16 protein-coding genes and 2 riboswitches are annotated in these 21,908 nt (G+C 57.8%); of the genes, 5 read left to right on the forward strand and 11 right to left on the reverse strand.

All coding sequences use genetic code 11. The annotated features are described in order from the left end of the window. Positions 1-562: 562 nt before the first annotated feature. The 8 genes from VAE57_RS15575 to VAE57_RS15610 all read right to left on the reverse strand — a co-directional run bounded on the left by VAE57_RS15575 (position 563) and on the right by VAE57_RS15610 (position 8,184). Positions 563-2,401, reverse strand: coding sequence for a peptide ABC transporter substrate-binding protein (locus tag VAE57_RS15575; RefSeq protein ID WP_322822778.1), 1,839 nt, complete (start codon positions 2,399-2,401; stop codon positions 563-565). Positions 2,402-2,413: 12 nt separating this feature from the next. Continuing rightward, entirely contained in the window at positions 2,414-2,812 is a 399-nt protein-coding gene (locus tag VAE57_RS15580) for a hypothetical protein (protein ID WP_322822779.1), read from the reverse strand. Positions 2,813-3,174: 362 nt separating this feature from the next. Continuing rightward, on the reverse strand, positions 3,175-3,840 hold the full coding sequence (locus VAE57_RS15585) for an energy-coupling factor transporter transmembrane component T (protein ID WP_322822780.1): 666 nt from the start codon (positions 3,838-3,840) through the stop codon (positions 3,175-3,177). Beyond that, positions 3,840-5,489, reverse strand: coding sequence for an ABC transporter ATP-binding protein (locus VAE57_RS15590; protein ID WP_322822781.1), 1,650 nt, complete (start codon positions 5,487-5,489; stop codon positions 3,840-3,842). The genes VAE57_RS15585 and VAE57_RS15590 overlap by 1 nt, the downstream gene beginning before the upstream one ends. Next, positions 5,467-5,715: an energy coupling factor transporter S component ThiW gene (locus tag VAE57_RS15595; RefSeq protein WP_322822782.1), complete on the reverse strand. Its 249-nt coding sequence runs from the start codon at positions 5,713-5,715 to the stop codon at positions 5,467-5,469. Before VAE57_RS15595 ends, VAE57_RS15590 begins: the two co-directional genes overlap by 23 nt. Before the next feature lie 20 nt (positions 5,716-5,735). Continuing rightward, a complete protein-coding gene (thiW, locus tag VAE57_RS15600) occupies positions 5,736-5,993 on the reverse strand; it encodes an energy coupling factor transporter S component ThiW (RefSeq protein WP_322822783.1) in 258 nt (85 codons plus the stop codon). A 20-nt stretch (positions 5,994-6,013) separates the two neighbouring features. Further along, on the reverse strand, positions 6,014-7,354 hold the full coding sequence (cytX, locus tag VAE57_RS15605; RefSeq protein WP_322822784.1) for a putative hydroxymethylpyrimidine transporter CytX: 1,341 nt from the start codon (positions 7,352-7,354) through the stop codon (positions 6,014-6,016). Between the two features lie 48 nt (positions 7,355-7,402). Further along, positions 7,403-7,516: riboswitch (TPP riboswitch) on the reverse strand. Positions 7,517-7,596: 80 nt separating this feature from the next. Continuing rightward, positions 7,597-8,184: a protoglobin domain-containing protein gene (locus VAE57_RS15610; protein ID WP_322822785.1), complete on the reverse strand. Its 588-nt coding sequence runs from the start codon at positions 8,182-8,184 to the stop codon at positions 7,597-7,599. A gap of 117 nt (positions 8,185-8,301) precedes the next feature. Here VAE57_RS15610 and cynR point away from each other — a divergent pair, with 117 nt between their 5' ends. Continuing rightward, positions 8,302-9,207: a transcriptional regulator CynR gene (cynR, locus tag VAE57_RS15615; RefSeq protein WP_322822786.1), complete on the forward strand. Its 906-nt coding sequence runs from the start codon at positions 8,302-8,304 to the stop codon at positions 9,205-9,207. Between the two features lie 644 nt (positions 9,208-9,851). Continuing rightward, a riboswitch (TPP riboswitch) is annotated at positions 9,852-9,951 on the forward strand. 94 nt (positions 9,952-10,045) lie between these two features. Next, entirely contained in the window at positions 10,046-10,702 is a 657-nt protein-coding gene (gene tenA, locus VAE57_RS15620) for a thiaminase II (protein WP_322822787.1), read from the forward strand. A gap of 207 nt (positions 10,703-10,909) precedes the next feature. Here the strand turns inward: tenA and lon are convergent, their stop codons facing one another. The 3 genes from lon to VAE57_RS15635 form a co-directional block, all read right to left on the reverse strand. After that, entirely contained in the window at positions 10,910-13,393 is a 2,484-nt protein-coding gene (gene lon / locus VAE57_RS15625) for an endopeptidase La (RefSeq protein WP_322822788.1), read from the reverse strand. A 222-nt stretch (positions 13,394-13,615) separates the two neighbouring features. After that, complete coding sequence (locus VAE57_RS15630; protein WP_012256693.1) at positions 13,616-14,413, reverse strand: DeoR/GlpR family DNA-binding transcription regulator; 798 nt, start codon at positions 14,411-14,413, stop codon at positions 13,616-13,618. Between the two features lie 162 nt (positions 14,414-14,575). Next, a complete protein-coding gene (locus VAE57_RS15635) occupies positions 14,576-16,033 on the reverse strand; it encodes an acyl-CoA dehydrogenase family protein (RefSeq protein WP_322822789.1) in 1,458 nt (485 codons plus the stop codon). A 728-nt stretch (positions 16,034-16,761) separates the two neighbouring features. Between VAE57_RS15635 and ptsP the strand changes: the two genes are divergently transcribed. From ptsP to VAE57_RS15650, 3 genes are read left to right on the forward strand one after another with little or no spacing between them, the layout of a single operon-like run. Beyond that, positions 16,762-19,224 carry a phosphoenolpyruvate--protein phosphotransferase gene (ptsP, locus tag VAE57_RS15640; RefSeq protein WP_322822790.1) on the forward strand — a complete coding sequence of 821 codons (2,463 nt, stop codon included), beginning with the start codon at positions 16,762-16,764 and terminating at the stop codon, positions 19,222-19,224. Next, a complete protein-coding gene (gene pfkB / locus VAE57_RS15645; RefSeq protein WP_322822791.1) occupies positions 19,221-20,189 on the forward strand; it encodes a 1-phosphofructokinase in 969 nt (322 codons plus the stop codon). Before ptsP ends, pfkB begins: the two co-directional genes overlap by 4 nt. A 29-nt stretch (positions 20,190-20,218) precedes the next feature. Beyond that, the gene (locus tag VAE57_RS15650; RefSeq protein WP_322822792.1) at positions 20,219-21,661 is read left to right on the forward strand and encodes a fructose-specific PTS transporter subunit EIIC; all 1,443 of its coding nucleotides are present in this window, start codon (positions 20,219-20,221) and stop codon (positions 21,659-21,661) included. Positions 21,662-21,908 lie beyond the last annotated feature (247 nt).

Here is a 21,908-nt window from a genome sequence, read left to right on the forward strand (position 1 = left end):
GACGCATGCGTCGCCCCTACGACGCTGACGACAAGCCACGAGCGGCTCGCCAATCGCATGCCCGGTAATGCTTCTGCACGAGGAGTGCACCCGAACAATGCACATTGTTGAGTAAGATTCGGTATGAGACGGTAGTCATTCCTGTAGCTCATCCATTCCGTCTGTCTTTGCAGGGCATTACGGTGAACGAGAACCATGATGGAGTACGCCCATGATCACTCCCCCGCTCCTCTCCCCTGGTAGGAGAGGAGCGGCGGCTGGGGGGTGAGGTGAGGGGAAACATCCCCATTCCAGCCCGCCCCCGCTGGAGGACGGGGGAACGCCCTCACCCCTGGCCCCTCTCCCGCAAGCGGTAGAGCAGCAAGCTGCGCTGGGGCGTCCTGATACAGTACAGTATTGCGTTAGTTTTTATGTCAATTCCTGAATAGCCGTAGGGGCGGTTCGGGTAGGGGCGGGTTTAGAACCCGCCCCTACCTGGTGTCTTCTGTTGATATTCACACCCTGTGTCACCTTGCGTTGTGGAACGCGCAACCGTGTCCGGTATTGCCCCACTTGTCCAACGTTACGGCACGCGCCGCCAGCTTGCAATATTCCAGAGATTGCTGTCGAAGGTATTGAAAGTCGGCCCGTCCAGATTCTTGAGCTTGACTACCGGTGTGTAGCGATTAATCAGCGGTATCTCGACCACGTCGTTGACAAGCAGATCGTTCATTTGAATGGCCAACTGCGCCCGCTGCGCGGGATCAAAGGTGGTCTTCAACTGCACAAACAGTGCATCGTAGGCCGGGTTGCAGTAGCGGCTCACGTTGTTACCGTTCCAGCGGTTCGCCGCCGACGTCACCTCAGCACAGATCCAGCCTTCCAGATATGATTGTGGATCGGGGGAGCTGGGGCCGAAGGTGTACATTTGCAGGTCGGCGTAGAACTTGTTGAGCGTATCAGGGTTACCCGGATCACCGCTGAAGAAGACAGCCGGATCAATGGCCTTGAGATAAGTCTGAATACCGATCTCAGCCAGGTTAGCTTTGATGATGGCCTGAGTACTCTGGCGCAGGTTATTCACGCTGGTCTGTAGGGTAACGACCAGCTTCACACCATCTTTCTCGCGTACTCCATCCTTCAGCACCCAACCAGCTTCGTCCAGGAGCCGTTTTGCCTCGGCAACATTACGCTCGCAGGTTGTATTGGGGGAGTTCATATGTGCCGGCACTACCAGCAGATTGCAGGTCGGCGCACCCGTTGGCCCGTAGAGCTGTTCGGCAATTGCCTTGCGATCAATCGCCAGTGCAATAGCCCGGCGTACCGCCGGATCGGTCAGGAAGGGATGCGGCTGATCAGGCTCGCTGCGCCGGTCGCCAAGGGCCGGATCGGGGTTGGTGAAGTTGATCACGACACGCTCGACACCGCCGGTTGAACCACCGGCGACCACATCACAGGCGCCACCGGCGATAATCGGTTCCAGTACGGCTTTGGGTACCTGCATATTCAAGGCAAAATCGGCTTCCCCCGTCGTGCAGACGGCTCGCGCTGCCGAGGCAGCATCACCACCACCCTTGATCTCGACCTCGTCGAAGAAGACGTTGTCGGCATCGCGGTAGAAGGGATTGCGTTCGTAGATGACGGTATCACCTGGACGAAATTCCTTCAATTTCCAGGCATTGGTACCAATCGGCGCCAGGTTTGCGGCCTGACATTCGGCACTCGTGTTTGCCGCCGCCCCAATACAATTCGCAAATTGCTTCTGTTGCAGGATCATGCCTGCCGAGCCGACAAAGGCGATGTAGGGGTTGGGGTTCGGTTCCTTCCAGGTGATGGTGAAGGTTGTATCATCGATTGGCGTAATGTCTGCAATCGGATCGAATGAGGTCTTATTCGTACAGCCGGTCGCTTCGTCAACACAATAGCGCCAGGTAAAGATAATATCGTCAATCGTGAAATCGCTCCCGTCTGACCATTTTAACCCCGGTTTGATCTTCCAGGTGATGCTGGTACCATCGGCAGCAATGCCACCGTTAGCAAGGGTTGGAATTTCGGCGGCCAGGAACGGCACCAGTTCATCACGCTCGTTGTAGCGGGCTAAGGGTTCAAGAATCACGGTGGCGCCGTTGAAATCTTTGACGCCGGTAGCCAGATGTGGGTTCAACGTCGTTATTGCCTGCCAGGAGAGAATGGTGAGCTTCCCCCCTGATGGCGGGATCGCTGTCGGCACAGCGGTAGCGGCCGGCGGCGCCGTCGCTTCCGGCGCCGCCGTTGGTTGTGGCGCTGCGGTTGGCTCTGCTGTTACTGTTTCCGGTGCCGACGGTTGAGTTGGCGGCTGCGGTTGTGACGTTTGCTGGCCACACGCCGCCAGGAGCAAAACGATCATGATCAGGAAAAGCCGGGAAATCATGCGGAACAACACAGAAACCTCCCTCTACACCTCACCACCATTCAGGTAAGGTGTCATAAGACAAGAACTTATTTCAAAAAACATCTCCTGGAAGTTATCTCTTTCAGGAGTGACAGAATCCATGATTGTGACGACCACACATGGCCTCCGCGTGACCAGCAGGTTCAACGGTGTGACCCGCACCGGATCGTGAGCACGGCTGCTACGGCAGCCACGCAACACGCGAATGACGAGCGGGTAAGGCACCCCATCCAGCGCGTAATGGCACCGGCGATGGTCATCAGCCCTCCTCGCTGCCACACCGGTAGCCTGGGCGAAGGATATGCTGCCGCTGGCGATTGGTAAACGTTCGTGCGCCTGCGCGACAATCTGAAAGAACGACAGCACAGCGTTTATGAAATAAAGTCTCATATTAGCAGTCACCGCATACATCATTGACAACCCACAGATGATCGTAACGAGAACGCACGCAATACCCACGAGCAGATAGCCCGGTGCTACACACGTCTGACATCGATCACGGTGGGCGCGGAAACATGGCTTCCGCGCCAAACGACGCCTCACACGCACCACGGAGTGTAGCAGGAAGTCAATCCGGCACCTGATTGCGCCACGGATCGACGACACTTCTTGCTTCCGTTCGGTCGTGCCGATACGTTGTGAACGTGCATAAGCCTGTGCCACCGTACCATCACGATGGCATAGAAATGAAGCTCCTGGAATGTTAACTTGCATCCCGGTTGAAGCCCTCTCGCATCAACCGCCGTACTTTATGCCACATCTTCTCAAAGGCTCAACCAGAGCAGGAATCCGGCTGCCATAACCGTCATCCCAAGAGCAAGCCAATCGCGCAGACGCCAGCGATATGTGAGGAACTGACGACGACCGGCTCGACTGAAACCACGCGCTTCCATCGCTGCGGCCAGATGTCCGGCGGCGACCAGCGATTGCACAAGCAGCGGAACCAGCAGCGCCGGATAATACCGCAGCGCTCGCCATCCCGGCTCAAGCGGAATGCCTCGCGCTCGCTGCGCAGCAATGATTTGTTGAATACGCTGCTCCATCACCTGGACGTACTGGAGGGAGGTGGTGAGCAGAAAGATGAGCGGGAATGGTGCTCCCGTCTGCTGCCACGCGCCACCCAGGTCTTCCGGTGTGGTCGTGCGGAGAAATATGAAAAAGATGCTCGATAGAGCCAGAATCCGTAGACCAACGGTCAATGCGGTTTGCCAGTCGAGAGTCAGCAGAGCAATGATCATCCAGCCGGTAATCATCAGTGCAATCAGGCGTAACCAGCGGAGGAATGCATGCTGTTGGTTACTAAACCATACGATTAGCAATACCGGCATCATCCCGATCAAGAGAACGGGAATGCTCCCGGCTGTGCTCAGCACCACCGTCCACAGCAGAGCCATTAGCGTTTTTGCGCGTGGATCAAGGTGGAACACCATTACACCTCTCCCTCGGACTGACGACCGCCCGCTTCGGCAGGCACGTGTTGTAACGCCAGCGCCAGCCGGTAGCGGTCAGGAAGCAGGAGGTCAGCCGCCTGCACCACTGCGGGTTGCGTACATATCGCGTAGGGCGAACCCTCGGTCAGCAGCCGCCCATCGGCCAGGACGAACCAGTGAGACGTGAGCACGTCGGCAAACTCCAGATCGTGCGTTACCACCACCACGGCACGGCCATGTTGTACCTGTTCGCGCAGATACCAGGCTAGCGCTTGCCGTGCCGGCCAGTCGAGACCGGTCGTTGGCTCGTCGAGCACCAGGATTGCCGGATTGGTTACCAGTGCTGCCGCCAGTGTCAGCCGTCGTTTTTCGCCGGCACTCAAGGTAAAGGGCGAGCGGTCGGCAAGATGTTCAAGCTGAAAGGTGCGTAATACAGCCGCTACCTGCTCTGGATCATAGACGCCCATGACGCGGGCACCAACCGCCACCTCATCGCGAACACGGGTTGTGAACAACTGGTCATCAGGGTTCTGAAATACCATCCCCACGTGACGGGCCAGAACCGATACCGGTGTCGTGCGGAGGTCTTTCCCGATGACCCGTACCTGTCCTTGTTGGGGACGGTAGAGACCGTTGAAATGTTTGATCAACGAGGTTTTGCCGGCGCCATTAGCCCCGACAATTGCCACCCCCTCACCTGCGTACAGATCGAGATGAACACCGGTCAATACCCGTCGTTGGCCGACGGTGAACGAGAGATCGTGCACACTGAGCAGCGGCGATCCGCCTGGAGAGCGCGGCGTGTCGGGCGGAAGTGGACACATGGTCGCAAGATGATGATGAGCGACCTGCGCCAGCACTGCCTCTACCGTCAACGGCAATGGCGTCAGGTTGAGAGCACGGCCAATCTGTACCGGCAATGGCGGTTCGAGATGAAATTGCTGAATATCCGCTGTCAGAACCTGAACCGGCGGCCCATCCAGTACAACCTTACCATCGTGCAACACGATTATGCGAGTCGCATCGGCGGCCACCAACCCAAGCCGATGCTCGGCAACGATGATCGTCACCCCTTGCCGGTGAAGCCTGCGCAGGATAGCCCGCACCTGAGCCACATGCCTGCCATCGAGATTGGCCAACGGTTCATCGAGCACAACGATCCGCGCCCCCATGGCCAGAATGCTCGCCAGCGCTACCAAAAGCTGCTCACCGGTAGAGAGCTGTTGGGGATGCCGTGCCAGCAAATGCTCGATGCCGAGCCAACCGCTGACGTCGCCGATACGTTGCCAGATTTCTGCCGGTGCATACCCCAGACTCTCCAGACCAAAGGCAATCTCACGGGTAACCGTACTGTTGAAGAGTTGCCACTGCGGATGTTGAAAGACCAGACCGATTCGGGTACATACATCGGCAGGTGACTGTTCACGGGTGTCAAGCCCGTCAACCAGAATTGTCCCCTCGATGCTTCCTTCGTACACGTGCGGAATCAGCCCGGTAAGCACCCGGCACAGCGTTGATTTTCCGCTGCCGCTGGCACCGCAGAGCACCACGTATTCGCCGGCATCAATCGACAGGTTCAGGCGACGCAAAGTCCACTGCGCCGCCTGTGGATAGCGATAGCTGACATCACGAACGACGATCTGACTCAAGGAATGCAACCTCTTTGCCGGGTAATCTCACGACACCGGCACGCTCAAGAGCCTTCAACACCACCAGTGCAATCGCCGAACCAAGCGCCGTGCTGCTGAGGAACGAGGCAATCAACAGGTTAAGGGCCATCGAGGTTTGCATAAACACCGGTGCCACCCACAGACCGCTCACCAGTGCAGCAATGATACCGGTACCGATCACCTCACCCAGGGCAGCCAGATACATGTTGCACGTGGCCCGAAAGATCAAACCGGCAAGCAGCGCACAATCATTCCACCTGGGAACGCCAGTATCGTCCCCACACCGAGCGAGATACGCAGGATGGCGATCACACCGGCAATGCCGGTCGCCCACCACGGCCCCAACAGTACGGCAGCAATCACATTAATGAAGTGCTGAGTCGGGTTCACTCTGGCGATGCCGATGGGAAATGAGGTAAACGGAGCCAGCGCCACACCGAGGGCAATGAGCACTACTGCCTGAGCAATCAGTCGCGTCTTCACCGGTCACTCCTTTCTCGTGATTAACTGGCGGTACGAAGCAGACGTTGCCGTTGTACCAGCCGTAAAGCCGTGTACATCACAAATGTGATGAGGAAGGCCGGTATGCTGGCACCGATCTGAGGAGCCAGTTGGGTGATGGCCTGATAGATCGCCACCCCGGCCAGCCAGGAAACCATTCCGCTCCACTGCCAGCCCGGAGGTTGATCGGCCAATGGAGCGCTGTGTATCCCCATCAGGCGCCGCACCACGAAATAGTCGGCCAGCACAACCCCAAAAAGCGGCACGAAGAGCGACCCGATCAACAACAAAAAGGTGAAATACTCACTCATCGTCAGCAATGTGGCAAGGAGAAACCCGATAAGCCCGACGAGGACGATCACCAGGCGTTGATTGAGATGCGGAAAGATATTCTGAACCGACACCGCTGTTGAGTAGATGTCGGCAAAGGCATTGTCCGTTTCATCGACCAGAATCACCACCAGTGCCACCATCCCTCCCGTCATCGCCATAATTGCTGTGATGAGGTTTTCCGGGGTGGGTTGAGACACATTCGCCGTTAACACGAAGAGAGCACCAAGTGCGTAAAACCAGACATTGGTGAGCGCAAAACCTGCATACGTTCCCCAAAAACCGCCGCGTGGACGCCGCACGAAGCGGTTGTAGTCCGCCACCAGCGGAATCCAGGAGATCGGCATGGCCGCTACCAGATCGACTCCCAACCAGAACGGCAGATCACCTGTGCCCGGACGGTTCAAGAGTGCGATGACATCGTAGCGGGTAAACAGATAGATCGTCATCCAGATGGTCACGCCAAAAACGATCCAGACTCCAAACTTCTCCAGCCACTCGCGCACCACTACCAGTGGCCCACCCAACGCCAGCAAGACACACCAGACCGTGAACACCGCTACCCAAACGTAATAATTGCTCACGCCAAAGAGTGCCTGGCCTACGTGATGCGCAGCTAACCCGATCACCCACAGCTCGAAGGCAGTCCAACCGATCAGTTGCACGATATTGAAGATTGAGGCCAGATACGACCCATGGCGACCGAGCACGGGGCGCAAGAGCACCATTGTCGGCACACCGTATACACTCCCCAACACGCCAACCAGTGCCAGTAATAACGCTCCGATGGCAGTACCGACGAGAATGGCGATCAATGCCTGCGCCAGACTTAAGCCAGGCACTAACAACGCCCCCGCCTCTAACACCAACAGTCCAACGCCGAGACTTGACCACAAGACAAAGATGTCGAACCAGCGTAATCGCCGCTGCTCAACCGGAACCGGATCAATCCCCCACGTGGGCGGAGCCTGCAAACGGGGGAACCACGTGCGCAGCCGTGCCTTCAGCGTCATACCAACCTCCAACGATAAACGCCACCCGCGAAGGGGTGGCGTTTAATGGATAAACCACCGTGTATTCCCTTCGCTGGCATTACCCAGAGCAGGTTCACGAGGTCGATGGTGGATAACGACCATCCTCTCAGCCCGGCTCCCCGAGCTCCCTCATACACGCTGTGTGATCAACTTGTTTCCACCAAACGGTGGTTGCCCGCCATTATAGAGTGTTGACCGAAGAGCTGTCAAGACGACTGTGGTTAAAAATCACCTTCCCTGGCATAGGGATAGCTCCACAACGTCACCTGTAACACGATAGACTTAAACCACGCCTGATGCATCCGATCCACCTCCGCTGCCGAATGCCCTTTGCGGGCAAGGAACTCTCTGATGGTAGCGGTGATCGGGTAGATAAAGGCTATCATGTAGCGCAACGGAATCATCGGTACGGATTGTACGCCATCAGTCTGATTCTTCTTCGTGCGGTAATGGCGGAGGGCAATCTCCATCTGGTAGTTGAGCCAGTCCTGATCATAGGGTCGCCGACAGGTATCGAGTATCCATTGCCCGAAACGCCGGCGCACTCGATTCAGGTAGTCGGCAATTGGCTGCCCGTCAGGGCCGGTGAAATAGTACACCAGATGAGCGTGCGACGCGACGAAGCCGTACCAGAGATCAAGAATTGCATCGACCTGATCGCTAAGCACCTCACCGGCCATGCGCAGGTACTGCTCGTCTTCGGCTGTCCATAGTACTGTCTGCTTCAGAAGCTCCCATTCTTCCTGGCTAACCGGCGATTGTGCTACCTGCGCTGTACCATAAGTGTAACCGGGAATCGCTTCGCTCATGACCCACCTCCAGGATATGTCACCTCATGTTCTGGTTGCAAGTTCAGTCTAAGCACGCTATGATAATAAGTGAAATACAATATTCTTATCCCAAGCATAAGTTAGACTTATCAAACAATGGAACTTCGGCAATTACGCTACTTTCTGGCGGTGGTTGAGGAAGGACACATTACCCGTGCCGCCGAGAAACTCTACATTTCCCAACCGGCCCTATCACAACAGATTAAGCTGCTTGAAGAAGAGATCGGGACGGTTTTGTTTGACCGTATCGGTCGCCGCATCAGGCTGACAGCGGCGGGCGAGATTCTGGTCATACACGCCCGACGTGCATTGCAAGAGCTGAACGAAGCTCAGGTCGCCATCGATGAACTCAATGGTCTGCAACGTGGGGTGCTCCGAATCGGTGTTGTGCAAACGGTCAACGCCTATCTTATGCCCGATCTGGTAGCCGCTTTTACCAGTACCTACCCGGCGATTGGCTTGCAGATCGAAGAACTGGCGACCCGCGACATTGAGCAACGACTGGCCGACGGCGACTTGCAGATTGGGATTGGCTTCGTGCCACCAGAGACGGCAGGTGTTACCGGCGAGGAGTTATTTAGCGAAGATCTGGTCGTTGTTGTGTCCAGGCAGCATCCCTGGGCCAATCTGCCCCAACTACCGGTACAATCACTTCATCAGCAGCCACTGATTTTGCTCTCGACCACGTTCTGCACCCGTCGGCTTTGGGATCGTTGTGCGCATATTGCCGGTATTCAACCACGGGTTCAGATCGAGATGAATACTATCGGTAGCATTCTGGCGGCTGTACGGCAACTCGCGCTGGCGACGGTGCTACCGGCAATGGTCTTGAGCAATCAGCCCGACCTGGCCGGCATTCCCCTGGTCGATCCGACGCCACGGCGCACGGTGGGGTTACTCTTCCGTCACAATGCCTACCGCTGCGCGGCGACAGGGGCGTTCGTAGCCATGACTCGTGCCCGACTGAAAGAAGCAGGGTGTGTTGCTCAGGGCGGGAGATAGCCCATAGCCCGGGAAGACGTGCGATAGTAGACCCTGCTTCAGAAAACGTCTGCCAGGAGGTGTCTCATTCATTCCTGACCGACTCCATGATCGTAACGAGTACATCCTGCATACCCGTGACCAGCAGGGTCAACAGCGTGACACACACCGTATCATGAGCACGGCTGCTGCGGCAGCATGGCTGCCGCACTCCAAAGGCTGCGACACGCGCATAACGAGCACACAAGGCAACCAATCCAGTGCGTGATGGCACGACTGGAGCTGCGCTCTGCCAACGGGCCAGGAGCAGGTTAGGCTATCGTTGGTAATTGGCGAGCGTTCATACGCCTGGACGACAGTCTTAGAGCACGACCGCACAGCTTTTATGAAACAAGTTCTGGCGTATATCACTTCGTGTCCGGTCAGGCGAGCCGGAGGCTCGCGCTCCCAGCTTCCAGGGAATGTCTGGGCAACACAACAACGCCCAGTACGATGCCGGGTGAATATTGGGTTATGTCCATGACTTCGTATCCGGCTGCGCGGGCAAGGCGCTCCAATGGCGTGGAGGTCTGTGAGCATGTATGAGCTGTCACCCGATCACCTCGTTCCCCCTACGCAGGACAGACAACACTTGACACGCCTGCCCGTTCTCGACTATACTCGCACGTGTTCCGTAGGGGCGCTTTGCGATAAACGCGAGGCTGAGAGGAACCCTTGAACCTGATCCGGGTAATACCGGCGTAGGAAATCGGAACCGGGCACGACATTTAGCCAGTATCCTGAGTTCGTTCTCGCTTCCCCTCTCAGTCGTCTGCTCTCTGCGGATACGGTATCCGGCTTTTGGACGCAGGGAGGACGTATGACACGTTTTACCGACACCCTTTGGTCATCAATTAGCGACATCTATCAGGCCATTATCCATCACCCGTTTAACGAGGAGCTGGCGCGGGGTATTTTGCCACGCGAAAAATTCGCCTTTTACATGCAGCAGGATGCGCTGTACCTGGCCGATTTTGCCCGTGCACTGGCGATAATGGCCGGGCGGGCACCCGATGAAGCGACGATTATTCAGTTTGTGCGCTTTGCTGAAGGGGTAGCGGTTGTCGAGCGGGCACTCCATCACACCTATTTTCGCGAATTTGGGATTGAGACACCAACCCGCCAGCCGGCTCCGGCCTGTTTTACCTACACCAACTTCTTGCTGGCAACCGCGGCCTGTCGCAGTTACGAAGAGGGGATGGCGGCGCTGTTACCGTGCTTCTGGATTTATCGTGAAGTGGGGCACGACATCTATCGGTGCGCAGCGCCCAACAATCCCTACCAGAAGTGGATTGACACCTACGCCGGCCAGGAGTTTGATGAGGTGGTGACGCAGGCGATTGCGCTGACCGATACCATCGCTGAACAGGCATCGGCGACACAGCAACAGCGTATGCGTGACGCCTTCATCTACTCTGCCCGCCTGGAGTGGATGTTCTGGGATAGTGCGTATCGGTTAGAGCAGTGGTTACCCTGATGATACGCTGATCATCCCGGCATCTCTTGGGAGATCAAGGCAGACAGCACCGGCGAGTGCGTTCGAGCGATATATCCTGGCGATGCCCTGAACGCCCTCACCCCCCGCCCTCTCCCGCGCAGTGCGGGAGAGGGGAGTGCAGAGGCTTTGTTTGTAGCTTCCTGATGCACTGGAAGATGCATTCAAATAGTCTGTCAATCCCTGAACTCAGGATGCAGGGGTAAGCACATCACTCCGCTGCGTCACAGTGAGCGTATCTGTCGTCGCCGCCGGCGGTATGAGGGCGATACTCAACACCTCATCGAGGGTATCTACCGGAATAAAGGTCATTTCAGCGCTGACCGCCGGGGGCAGGTCGTCGAGGTCGATCAGATTCCGCCTGGGCAGGATGATGGTGCGAATACCGGCCCGATGAGCACCGAGCGCCTTCTCTTTGATACCACCAATCGGCAACACCCGCCCGCGCAGTGAGATTTCGCCGGTCATGGCAATATCATCACGCACCAGCCGACCAGTTGCCGCCGACGCCAGAGCGGTTGCCATCGTAATACCGGCTGAGGGGCCATCTTTGGGCACCGCACCGGCCGGCACGTGGATGTGAATGGCGTGGGTCTCGAAGAAATCTGGCTCGATGCCCAGCGAACGGGCCCGCGAACGGACGTAGGTCAGCGCTGCTTCGGCACTCTCGCGCATGACCTCACCCAGTTGGCCGGTGATTGTAAGTTCTTTCTTCCCTTCAACCGCACTGGCTTCCACAAAGATAATATCGCCGCCAACCGGTGTCCATACCAGACCGATGGCCACGCCGGGCTGATCGATCCGTTCGCGGGTTTCGTTGGTGAACCGTGGCCGCCCTAGCGCAGTACGGACAAACGTAGCATCGACCACGAACGGCGTATTGGCCGGATCGATCTCGCCTTCGCTCAGGCGACGGGCAACCTTGCGTAGCACTGCCCCAATCGAACGCTCCAGATTCCGGACACCGGCTTCACGGGTGTACTCATTGATGATACAGCGAATAGCTTCTTCGGTGACGACAGCCTCTTCTGGGCGCAAGCCGTTGGCCTGCAACTGGCGCGGCACCAGATGAATCTGGGCAATCTGCACCTTCTCGTCTTCGATATACCCCGACAGCTCAATCACCTCCATCCGGTCGCGCAATGCCGGCGGTACCGTGTCCCACGTGTTGGCAGTTGCCAGGAAGAGAACACGAGAGAGATCGAACGGCAGGTTGAGATAGTGATCGGTGAAGGTGTGATTTTGTTCGGGGTCAAGCACCTCAAGCAGCGCGGCTGCCGGATCACCGCGGTAATCGATCCCCAGCTTATCGATTTCATCCAGCAAGATCACCGGGTCGGCAGTACCGGCACGGCGCAGCTCCTGGATGATCCGCCCCGGCTGCGAACCAATGTATGTACGGCGGAAACCACGCAGCTCGGCCTCATCACGTACACCACCGAGGCTCATACGGACAAAACTACGGCCAAGCGCACGGGCAATACTCTGCCCCAGGCTGGTCTTGCCCACGCCGGGTGGCCCAACAAAGGCGAGAATTGGCTCGCGATTGGTGCGCAGATTCTCTTCGCCCAATGCTGCCCGTCGTTGCTTCACTGCCAGATACTCCAGAATCCGCTCTTTGACCTTCTGGAGTCCGTGATGATCTTCATCAAGCACCTGGCGGGCAAAGGCGATATCGATTGGCTGACCGGTATACTTATTCCACGGTAGCTCTGCCAGCCACTCCAGGTAGGTACGCACCATCTGATATTCCGGTGAGCTGGCATTGATCCGGGCCAGACGATTCAGCTCACGATCGGCCTCTTTGCGAGCAACTTCAGGCAGATCGGCAGCGGCCAGCTTCTGCCGGAGATCGTCAAGTTCAGCGGCTTCACTGGTGTCTTCGCCAAGCTCTTTCTGAATAGCGCGCAATTGCTGACGCAGGTAGAATTCGCGTTGCTGCCGGGCTGCACTCTCCTGCACCTCTTGCCGCAGTTTGGCCTGAACTTCGAGTAGGGCGAACTGTTTGCGGTAAAACGCCAGCACCTTGCGTAACCGCTCGCTTACGTCGAAGGTTTCGAGCAACTCCTGACGCTCGGCAAAGGTGTAATCGGGCGAATAGCCGGTATTGTCGGCCAGATGACCGGGATCATCGATGGAGCGGACAAAATTGCGAATCTCTTGCGTTACACCGGGGCGCAATTCGAGCACTGCGTCAATCGCGGCATGAACCTCGACCATTAGCCGCTCAAGCTCCGGGGTGCGCTCGAAGACATCGGGCCGGCGGGTAAAGCGAAAACGTAGATAGGGCGTGGTTTGAACGGCTTCACCCAACACAGCACGCACCAACCCCCGCACGACCACCCCGCTAGCTCCGTTCGGCAGGGTACCGATCTGCTCGATTCGGGCCACTACCCCCACGCTGAAGAGCTGGTCGGTAATTGACGCATCGGCAGGTGCATCGGGCCGCCGGGCGGCCAGCAACACCTGACGCCCCTCACGCCCTGCGGCTTCGGCTGCCGCTGACCCCAACTCATCGAGCGTCAGGCTGACCACAATATAAGGAAAAACGACCGCTCCCTCTAACGGAATGAGGGGCAGCGTCTCAACCACCTCTGGTTCGGCTGAAGGTGTCGTTGGTGATGTCTCTTCAGACTCCGCAGTCGTCTGTTCCCGCAATGCTTCATCATTCATAGCACGTCTCCACATTGATCCGCGGAACAAGACTTCCGCACTATGTATATTTTGAAACTCATAGTGGAGCGTGTCAATGATGGGGCAAAAGTTCTAGTGTAATTCTAACAATTGCTGGTCTATCGCACGGTGGAAAACCGGCAGAGTGGGCTAACGAGACGAGCCGATGGGCGTCAATCACTGCCGGCATGCATCAGCCTCCACAAGGCATGGACAGGCGCTTCACACCAGCACCACACGCACGCCGGCCATCTCCAACCGACGCAGCTCGGTTTCCGGGAGATCGGTATCGGTGATAATCGTCTCAATCGCTTCTAAAGGCAGCACCTTGATAAATCCACGCCGCTGCCACTTACTCGAATCGGCGAGCAGGATAATTCGCCGCGCAGCCCGTGCCAATGCGCGCTTGGTATGGGCAATCTCGCTGGTCGAGTCGGTCACACCATACGTAGAGTCGACCGACTCGGCGGCCAAAAAGAGCTTCTCGACGACCAGATCACCCAGACTCTGTTCAACCAGTGGGCCGAGGGTGCCGAACGTGGCGTAGTTGACCGTACCACCCAGCATCCAGACCTGCACATCGTTGAGATGACGTAACTCGATGACCACATTCAAGGCGTTAGTCACCACTGTCAGCGGCGTCCGCTGACGCAGATGCTTCACCATCTCAACCACCGTTGTTCCGGCATCGAGCAGAATGGTATCACCGGGTTGTACAAATTGTGCCGCCGCCGCCCCGATGCGAGCCTTTGCCTCAAGCCGAATACTGGCTCGTTGCTCGAATGCAATCAACGCACTGGTCGCCGGCAAAGCAACGGCACCGCCGTGATCGCGAACCAGCACTCCCTCACGTTCGAGTGCAGCCAGATCATTACGAATCGTAACCGGCGTCACACCGAAAATATCGGCCAGCTCATTGACCCGCACTGAACCACGCTGCCGCACGAGTTCGGCAATACGGGTTCGCCGGTCGAGCATTAAGGGGCTGCGTTCTCCAATCGTGCTCTCGTCGGGCTGCATGCATGTATCTCCAGTTGCATAAAGTTTCGTTTGTTTACGTTGGTATTGTACGTTGCCGGCATGAGGCCCGTCAAGAGGATTACACAGCGCATGAACAGACAACCCGATACAGATGGGCAACAGGAAGGGCGACCATGATCTGGTCACCGGCGCACGCCGCCATTACTGCCTGGCCAGCCGGCGTGTGCGCAGGGTGTGTGCCGTCAGCAAGGCCAGATCACGGAAGAGACTCTCGGCCCCGGCTTCTTTCTCATCCTGGGGAAGCGCGAGATGGGCCTCGATCCGATACCGCATATCGGTTAAAGCCTGCGTTGGGGCATCAGCCGCCAGATAGTGCAAGAGCATCCGATGCGCCCCTTTGCGCTCCATCACTTCCAAACCGTCCAGAATCTGGCGGTGCGGTGTTCCCTCCCAGATCGGCAGAATCATCGCATCGCGCAACCAGCGCTCGGCATTGTATTCGGCAAGCGTGCCAATCCCGCCGTGAACTTCCATCCCCCACTTTGCCGTCTGCACCGCAAACTCAGCCGTCCAGTACTTGGCGAGATGCGCAAGCAAACGAAAGAGATGGTACTGCTCTGGATAGGGCGGTGTCACCTGCCAGACTTGTTCGAGCAGGCAAACCGCTTCCCAGGCCAGTGCAAAGGCAGCTTCCAGGTCAGCAATACGGTCCTCAATCTGACGCCGGAGCAGAGGGTGGGCGGCTATCGGCTTACCGAAAGCCCGGCGCTGGTGCGCAAAACTCACTGCTTCGGCCAGTGCACGTTGGGCCAGCGCAACACTCCCCACACTATTTGCCACCCGCGAGAGGTTCAGGGTCTCTAAAATCAGGTAGATACCCCATTCCGCCCGCCCCAACAGATAGGCTTCGCTGCGGCGCAATTCTACTTCACCAGTGGGTACCGAGCGTGTACCGATCTTGTCTTTCAGGCGACGAATGGTGTAGTTGAGACTGCCATCGGCACGATAGCGGGGAACGAGAAACAGTCCCAGACCACGAATATCTGCCGGGCCGGTTGCGAAGCGGGCAGCGACCACTGCCAGTTCAGCACCGACGTTACTGGCAAAATACTTGTCACCACTTAGATACCAGCGATCATCTTCGGCAACGGCAATGGTTGCCACAGTCGCCCCCAGATCAGAGCCGCCACCGATCTCGGTCATCCAGGTTGCCCCCTGCCAGACCGTTGCGTCCTGGCGCAGCAACAACGGCAAAAACTGGGCTTTAACTGCGTCCGTCCCATACTTAGCCAGCGGCACCGCGGTTGCAAGTGACACGGTATAAGGGCAGTAGAGGCCGGCATCGTAGAAAGCGGTGAGATAACCCAACAGGTAGTGCGGCACGAGTGACGTTTCGGCAAAAACCCGCCAGATCACACCGCTCTGGTAGCCCTGCCGCACCATACGCCAGTATTCAGCGGGGTAGAGAATCTCATCTACCCGTTGTCCCTGGCGATCAAACATCCGCAGCCAGGGTGTTCCGGCCCGATCAATTGCCGCCGAGACCGGCTTCCCCTCGTGTTCCCACCACGCCTGATACGCTTCCAGATAGTCTGGTTGAGCGAGATCGGCCAATTGGTGGCGCAAAAACGCCAGTGGCGAAAAGATATGCTGTTCCATAGTCGTCACCTCTGCTGGGATTATAGCAAATCTGGGGGCAAGATGAGGGATGCACCACAGAGACACGGAGGACACAGAGTGATGATGGTATTGTCTGTGTTCTTTGTCATACCACATCTGATAAAATATAATGCACAGCACGCGATCCAACACAAACCCTTTCGCCACATCCGCTTTTCCATCGCGACAACATCGTCAATCATCCATCGCGATATAGGGGTGGATTCTAAACCCGCCCCTGGATTCTAAACCCACCCCTACCACGACACATCAAACGTCACGGGTCATATCACATCTGGTGTCGTAGCGTTTTTCTCGGTCGCGACGACATCATCAATCATTCCATCGCAAAGGCAATCTGCTCGAGCACCGGCAACGTCTGTAGGAGTGGGTTCAGCCGGGAACATCAATATTCGGCGCATCCATCGCTCTCGCATGACCCGGCAGTGCTACCAGGACATGCCGCCCAACGAGCGACCGCAAAGAAAATCAAACGAAAACCAAAAACTATCAAAAACAAAAATATGTATTGACAAAACGAAAATATGTGATATGATGTTGCCATCGAACGACAACATCTGACTCGTCATCAACCCGATAGTCTGGTGAAATCGGCAACGGCACCCGCACCCTCCGCCCTCCTTGCGCGACAGGTTGTCGATTTACCGCAACGAAGCGAAGAACAGGTTCGGGCAGCCAGCCCGGCTGCTGCACAGGGGAGTGCTCTTATGGTAAAGCTAACCGCCGCGAGTGTGCGCATCGGCGCGACCGCGACCTCGAAAGCAGAGGCGATTCGCCAGGTTGGGCAGGTGCTGGTTGAGGCCGGCCATATTCAACCTGCGTACATCGAGAGTATGCTGGCCCGTGAAGCGCTGGCCAATACCTTCCTCGGCAATGGAATCGCCATTCCGCACGGCAAACCGGAAGACCGCGACCTCATCCTGGAAACCGGCATTGCTGTCTTGCAAGTTCCCAACGGCGTCACGTGGAATACGGGCGAAACGGCTCGTTTGATTGTCGGCATCGCTGCCCGTTCCGACGAGCATATTGACATCTTACGCCGCCTGACCCGTGTGCTCGGTGATACGGCGCTAGTCGAACGGTTATGCCAGACTCGTGATCCTGCCGATATTGTCGAAGCGCTGACCGGTAGCCGTCCCCTGCCCGCTCCCCAATCGCCCGGCGACTACGATCACGCGATTCAGGTGGTGATTCACAATCCAACCGGCCTGCACGCCCGCCCGGCAACCGCCTTTGTCGAAACGGCCAGAAGCTTTCAGGCCGCGGTGCGCGTCCGCTATGGCGATGCGGTCGCCGACGGTAAGAGCCTCTTGAGTCTGTTGCAACTGGGGGTGAGTAGTGGGGCCAGCGTTACCATTTCGGCTCAGGGTACCGACGCTCCGGCGGCCTTAGCCGCGCTCAAGGCCCTGGTTGAGAGTGGTATGGGCGAGGAACCGGTTGCCGAAGACACGGCCAATCGTCCGAAAGTGCCCTACCGCGGTTGGGTACCGCAGCTCGTTGCTGCCACCATCAATGGCATTGCTGCCGCCGAGGGGCTGGCAGTTGGGCCGATCCGCCACTACCGCCGGGCACCGCTGGTTGTCAGCGATACGCCCGGTGACCGGATGAGCGAAGCCACAGCTCTCGAACAGGCCATTGCCGAAGCGCGCAGCGAGCTTGAGCTGGTGGCAGGTGAAGTCAGCCGTCGGCTTGGCTCATCGCGCGCTGCCATTTTCCGTGCCCATGCCGAATTGCTGACCGATCCGGCGCTGGTGCGCGAAACGGTGAGCCGGATTTTCGACGGCCACAGCGCGGCCTGGGCCTGGCAACAGACCATCGCGGCCCGTGTTGCTCAGCTTGAAAAGCTTGATGACCCGGTACTGGCCGGACGGGCGGTTGACCTGAGCGATGTTGGCCAGCGGGTATTGCGCCACCTGCTCGGCCTGGGCGAGATGCCGTTCATCAGTCTGGCCGAACCGGCAATTCTGGTCGCCGATGACCTGACTCCTTCTGACACGGCCACGCTCGATCCCGACAGTGTGCTGGGGCTTTGTACGGCGATCGGTGGCCCAACCTCGCACACCGCAATTATTGCCCGTTCACTCGGCCTGCCGGCCATCGTTGCTGCCGGAACCGCCGTCCTCGATATTGAAGATGGTACGCCGGCAATCCTCGATGGCTACAGTGGCCGGCTCTATCTGCGACCATCAGCCGCCGATGTTGAAGCAGCGCGTGCCTTGCGCGCCGGTCTCGATCAGGAACAGGCTGTAGCCTTCGCCACCCGTCATCAGCCGGCTATCACCCGCGATGGTGTCCATATCGAAGTTGCTGCCAACGTCAACCGGGTAGCTGATGTCGCACGTGCACTTGAAAACGGAGCCGATGGGGTTGGCTTAATGCGTACCGAGTTTCTGTTCCTTGAACGCGACAGTGCTCCCGACGAAGAAGAACAGTATCAGGCGTATCGGGCAATGGTTGAGGCAATACATGGGCGCCCGCTGATCATTCGCACCCTCGACATTGGGGGCGATAAAGAGGCACCCTATCTCAATATTGCCCGGGAAGACAATTCGTTCCTTGGCATTCGTGGCTTACGGCTCTGCCTGCGCCGACCTGATCTGTTCGAGCCGCAATTACGCGCCATCTACCGCGCCGCTATGCACGGCCCGCTCAAGATTATGTTTCCGATGGTCGCCACGCTGGAAGAGGTACAACAGGCCAAAGCGGTTGCCGAACGCATCCGTGCCGAACTCAATGCGCCACCGGTCGAGATTGGGATTATGGTCGAGGTGCCATCGGCAGCCATGCTGGCCGACGTGCTGGCGCAAGAGGTCGATTTCTTCTCCATCGGTACTAACGATTTGACGCAGTACGTCCTGGCGATGGATCGCCTGCATCCAGACCTGGCCCGCCAGGCCGACAGCCTGCACCCGGCTGTACTCCGCACAATTGCCCGCACGGTCGAAGGCGCAGCCAGTGCCGGACGCTGGGTCGGTGTCTGTGGTGGTATTGCCAGTGATCCGCTCGGCGCAGCGATTCTGGTCGGTTTAGGAGTACAAGAGCTGAGCGTCAGTATTCCCAGTATCGCGACCATCAAAGCGCACCTGCGCGGTCTGAGTGCCGCCGATCTGCGTGATCTGGCGCGACGAGCACTGGCGTGTCGTAATGCAGCGGAGGTGCGCGCACTATGAACATCGCTACCATAACCCTCAATCCGGCTATTGATCAGACAGTCTTCGTCGATCATTTTCAATTGAACACCGTGAATCGGGCACGAGCCATGCAACGCGATGCTGGCGGCAAAGGGGTCAATGTCGCCTCCTTTCTGGCCGATTATGGCCTTTCGGTCACCGCTACCGGCTTACTCGGTGCCGAAAACCCCCATATCTTCGAGCGTCATTTTGCGGCCAAAGGCATTACTGACCGGTTTGTACGGGTGCCGGGTGCCACCCGGATCGGGGTAAAAATCGTTGATGAAGCGAACCAGCAGACGACTGATATTAATCTTCCTGGTTTGCCGCCACCACCCGCTGCCCTGAACACCCTGATCGACGTGATCGATGAGCTGGCCGTTAATCACGAATGGTTTGTGCTGGCCGGCAAGTTACCGCCCGGTGTACCGATTGAATTCATTCCCAACCTGGTTGCCCGCCTCCGCAGTTTTAACTGCAACGTTGCCCTTGATGTCAGTGGGCCAGCCCTGATTGCCGGTCTGCAAGCCCAACCTTCACTGGTGAAACCCAACCTTGATGAACTACGCCAGATCGATCTGCTCGATGGTGAAGGATTGGAAGCAGCAGGCAATGCGGCACGTCGGATCAATCAGATGGGAGTGGGGCTGGCAATCGTATCCATGGGTGCGCAGGGTGCGATCTTCAGCGATGGAACGCAATTACTGCACGCCATCCCGCCATCGGTCACTGTGCGGAGTACAGTCGGTGCCGGAGATGCAATGGTCGCCGGCACCATTGCCGGCCTCGTTGAAGGACTATCGCTAACCGAGATCGCTCGTCGTGCAACAGCTTTTTCACTGGCGGCACTTGGTTCAATTGGGGCCCACCTGCCGCCACGTGCTGAACTGATCGCACTGGCCGCAAAAGTTACCGTTACCGTGGTTGATCCGGCTGTCACGACGGTGACGCCTGTTGATCAATAGAAGTTGTAAGGAGCAAAGGGAGGAGAACCATGGCGGTCATTGTCGCAATTACGTCATGTCCCACCGGTATCGCGCATACCTTTATGGCGGCGGAGGGGCTACAACGGGGAGCAGAAAGCCTCGGTCACACGATCAAGGTCGAAACACAGGGGTCGGTTGGCGCCGAAAACACGCTGACGGCGGCTGATATTGCCGCTGCCGATGTGGTGATCATTGCCGCGGACACCAAAGTCGATCTGAGTCGGTTTGCCGGTAAGCGGATTTACGAAACCAGTACGAAAGCAGCAATTCACGACGGAGCAGCCGTGGTGAAGGCAGCACTTGCCCAGGCCACCACCAAAGCAGTATCGACGGGGGCACGATCCGACCTGGTTGATCAGGTAGCGGCAGCAAAGGCAGCCCGTGCGTCAGGTGTAGCCGGCCCGTACAAGCATCTGATGACCGGCGTCAGCTACATGCTCCCGTTCGTGGTAGCCGGTGGTCTGCTCATCGCCCTGGCATTTGCCTTCGGCGGTATCTACGTCTACAAAGATACGAACCGTGGCACGCTAGGCTGGGCATTGTTCCAGATCGGTGCCCCATCGGCCTTCGCGCTGATGGTACCAATTCTCGCCGGCTTCATCGCCTTCTCCATCGCCGATCGGCCCGGTCTGGCCCCCGGTATGATCGGTGGCATGCTCGCCTCTTCTACCGGTTCTGGCTTCCTCGGCGGTATCCTGGCCGGGTTCATCGCCGGTTACGCGACGCAATGGCTCAACCAGAACCTCAACCTGCCCAAGACACTGGCCGGATTGAAGCCGGTACTGATCCTGCCGCTGCTCAGCTCGCTGTTTGTCGGCCTGCTGATGGTCTACGTGATCGGCCAGCCGGTAAGTTCAGCCCTCAATGCCTTAACGGCATGGCTGCAAAGCATGGAGCAGAGCAGTGCGCTGATCCTCGGCCTGATTCTGGGTGCGATGATGGCCTTCGATATGGGTGGCCCGGTCAACAAAGCTGCCTATACCTTCGCCACCGGCCTGCTGGCCTCGCAAGTCACAACACCGATGGCAGCCGTGATGGCCGCCGGCATGACCCCACCGCTCGGCCTGGCCCTGGCGACCCTGCTGTTCAAAGATCGCTTCTCTGACGAAGAGCGTGAGGCGGGCAAGGCCGCTGCCGTGCTCGGCATCTCCTTCATCACCGAAGGTGCCATTCCCTTCGCGGCCAAAGATCCCTTCCGCGTCATTCCTTCGATTATGGTCGGCTCGGCAGTGGCCGGTGCGCTCTCGATGCTCTTCGGGGCAACGCTGGCCGTGCCACACGGCGGTATCTTCGTGCTGCCTATTCCGAATGCCGTCGGCAACCTGCCGATGTACATTGTCGCCATCCTAGCCGGTACCCTGGTGACCGCAGCGATGCTCTATGTGCTCAAGCGACCACTGAATACCGCCGAAACGTCCACTGCGGCGGCAGCACGCGGGACGGCTGATTAGTCATCGCAAACAGCGATATACACGCAACTCAATCGTTGCAGCAACTGGGGTGCGGAAGCCAGGCTTCCGCACCCCGTGAGACTACAATATACTAACTCAAGTTGCCACCTATGCTGTGAGCAGGCCCCGTAGGCTGAGTGCCAGGTTGAACAGCACGACGTTACACGCAACACCGTGTGGTATGTTCGCATGAACGATGTGAGGAGCAGCCAGTTCCTATGGACATACTACGTCACGTCTCACGGTA

The organism is Chloroflexus sp., assembly GCF_034434295.1.
GTDB lineage: Bacteria > Chloroflexota > Chloroflexia > Chloroflexales > Chloroflexaceae > Chloroflexus.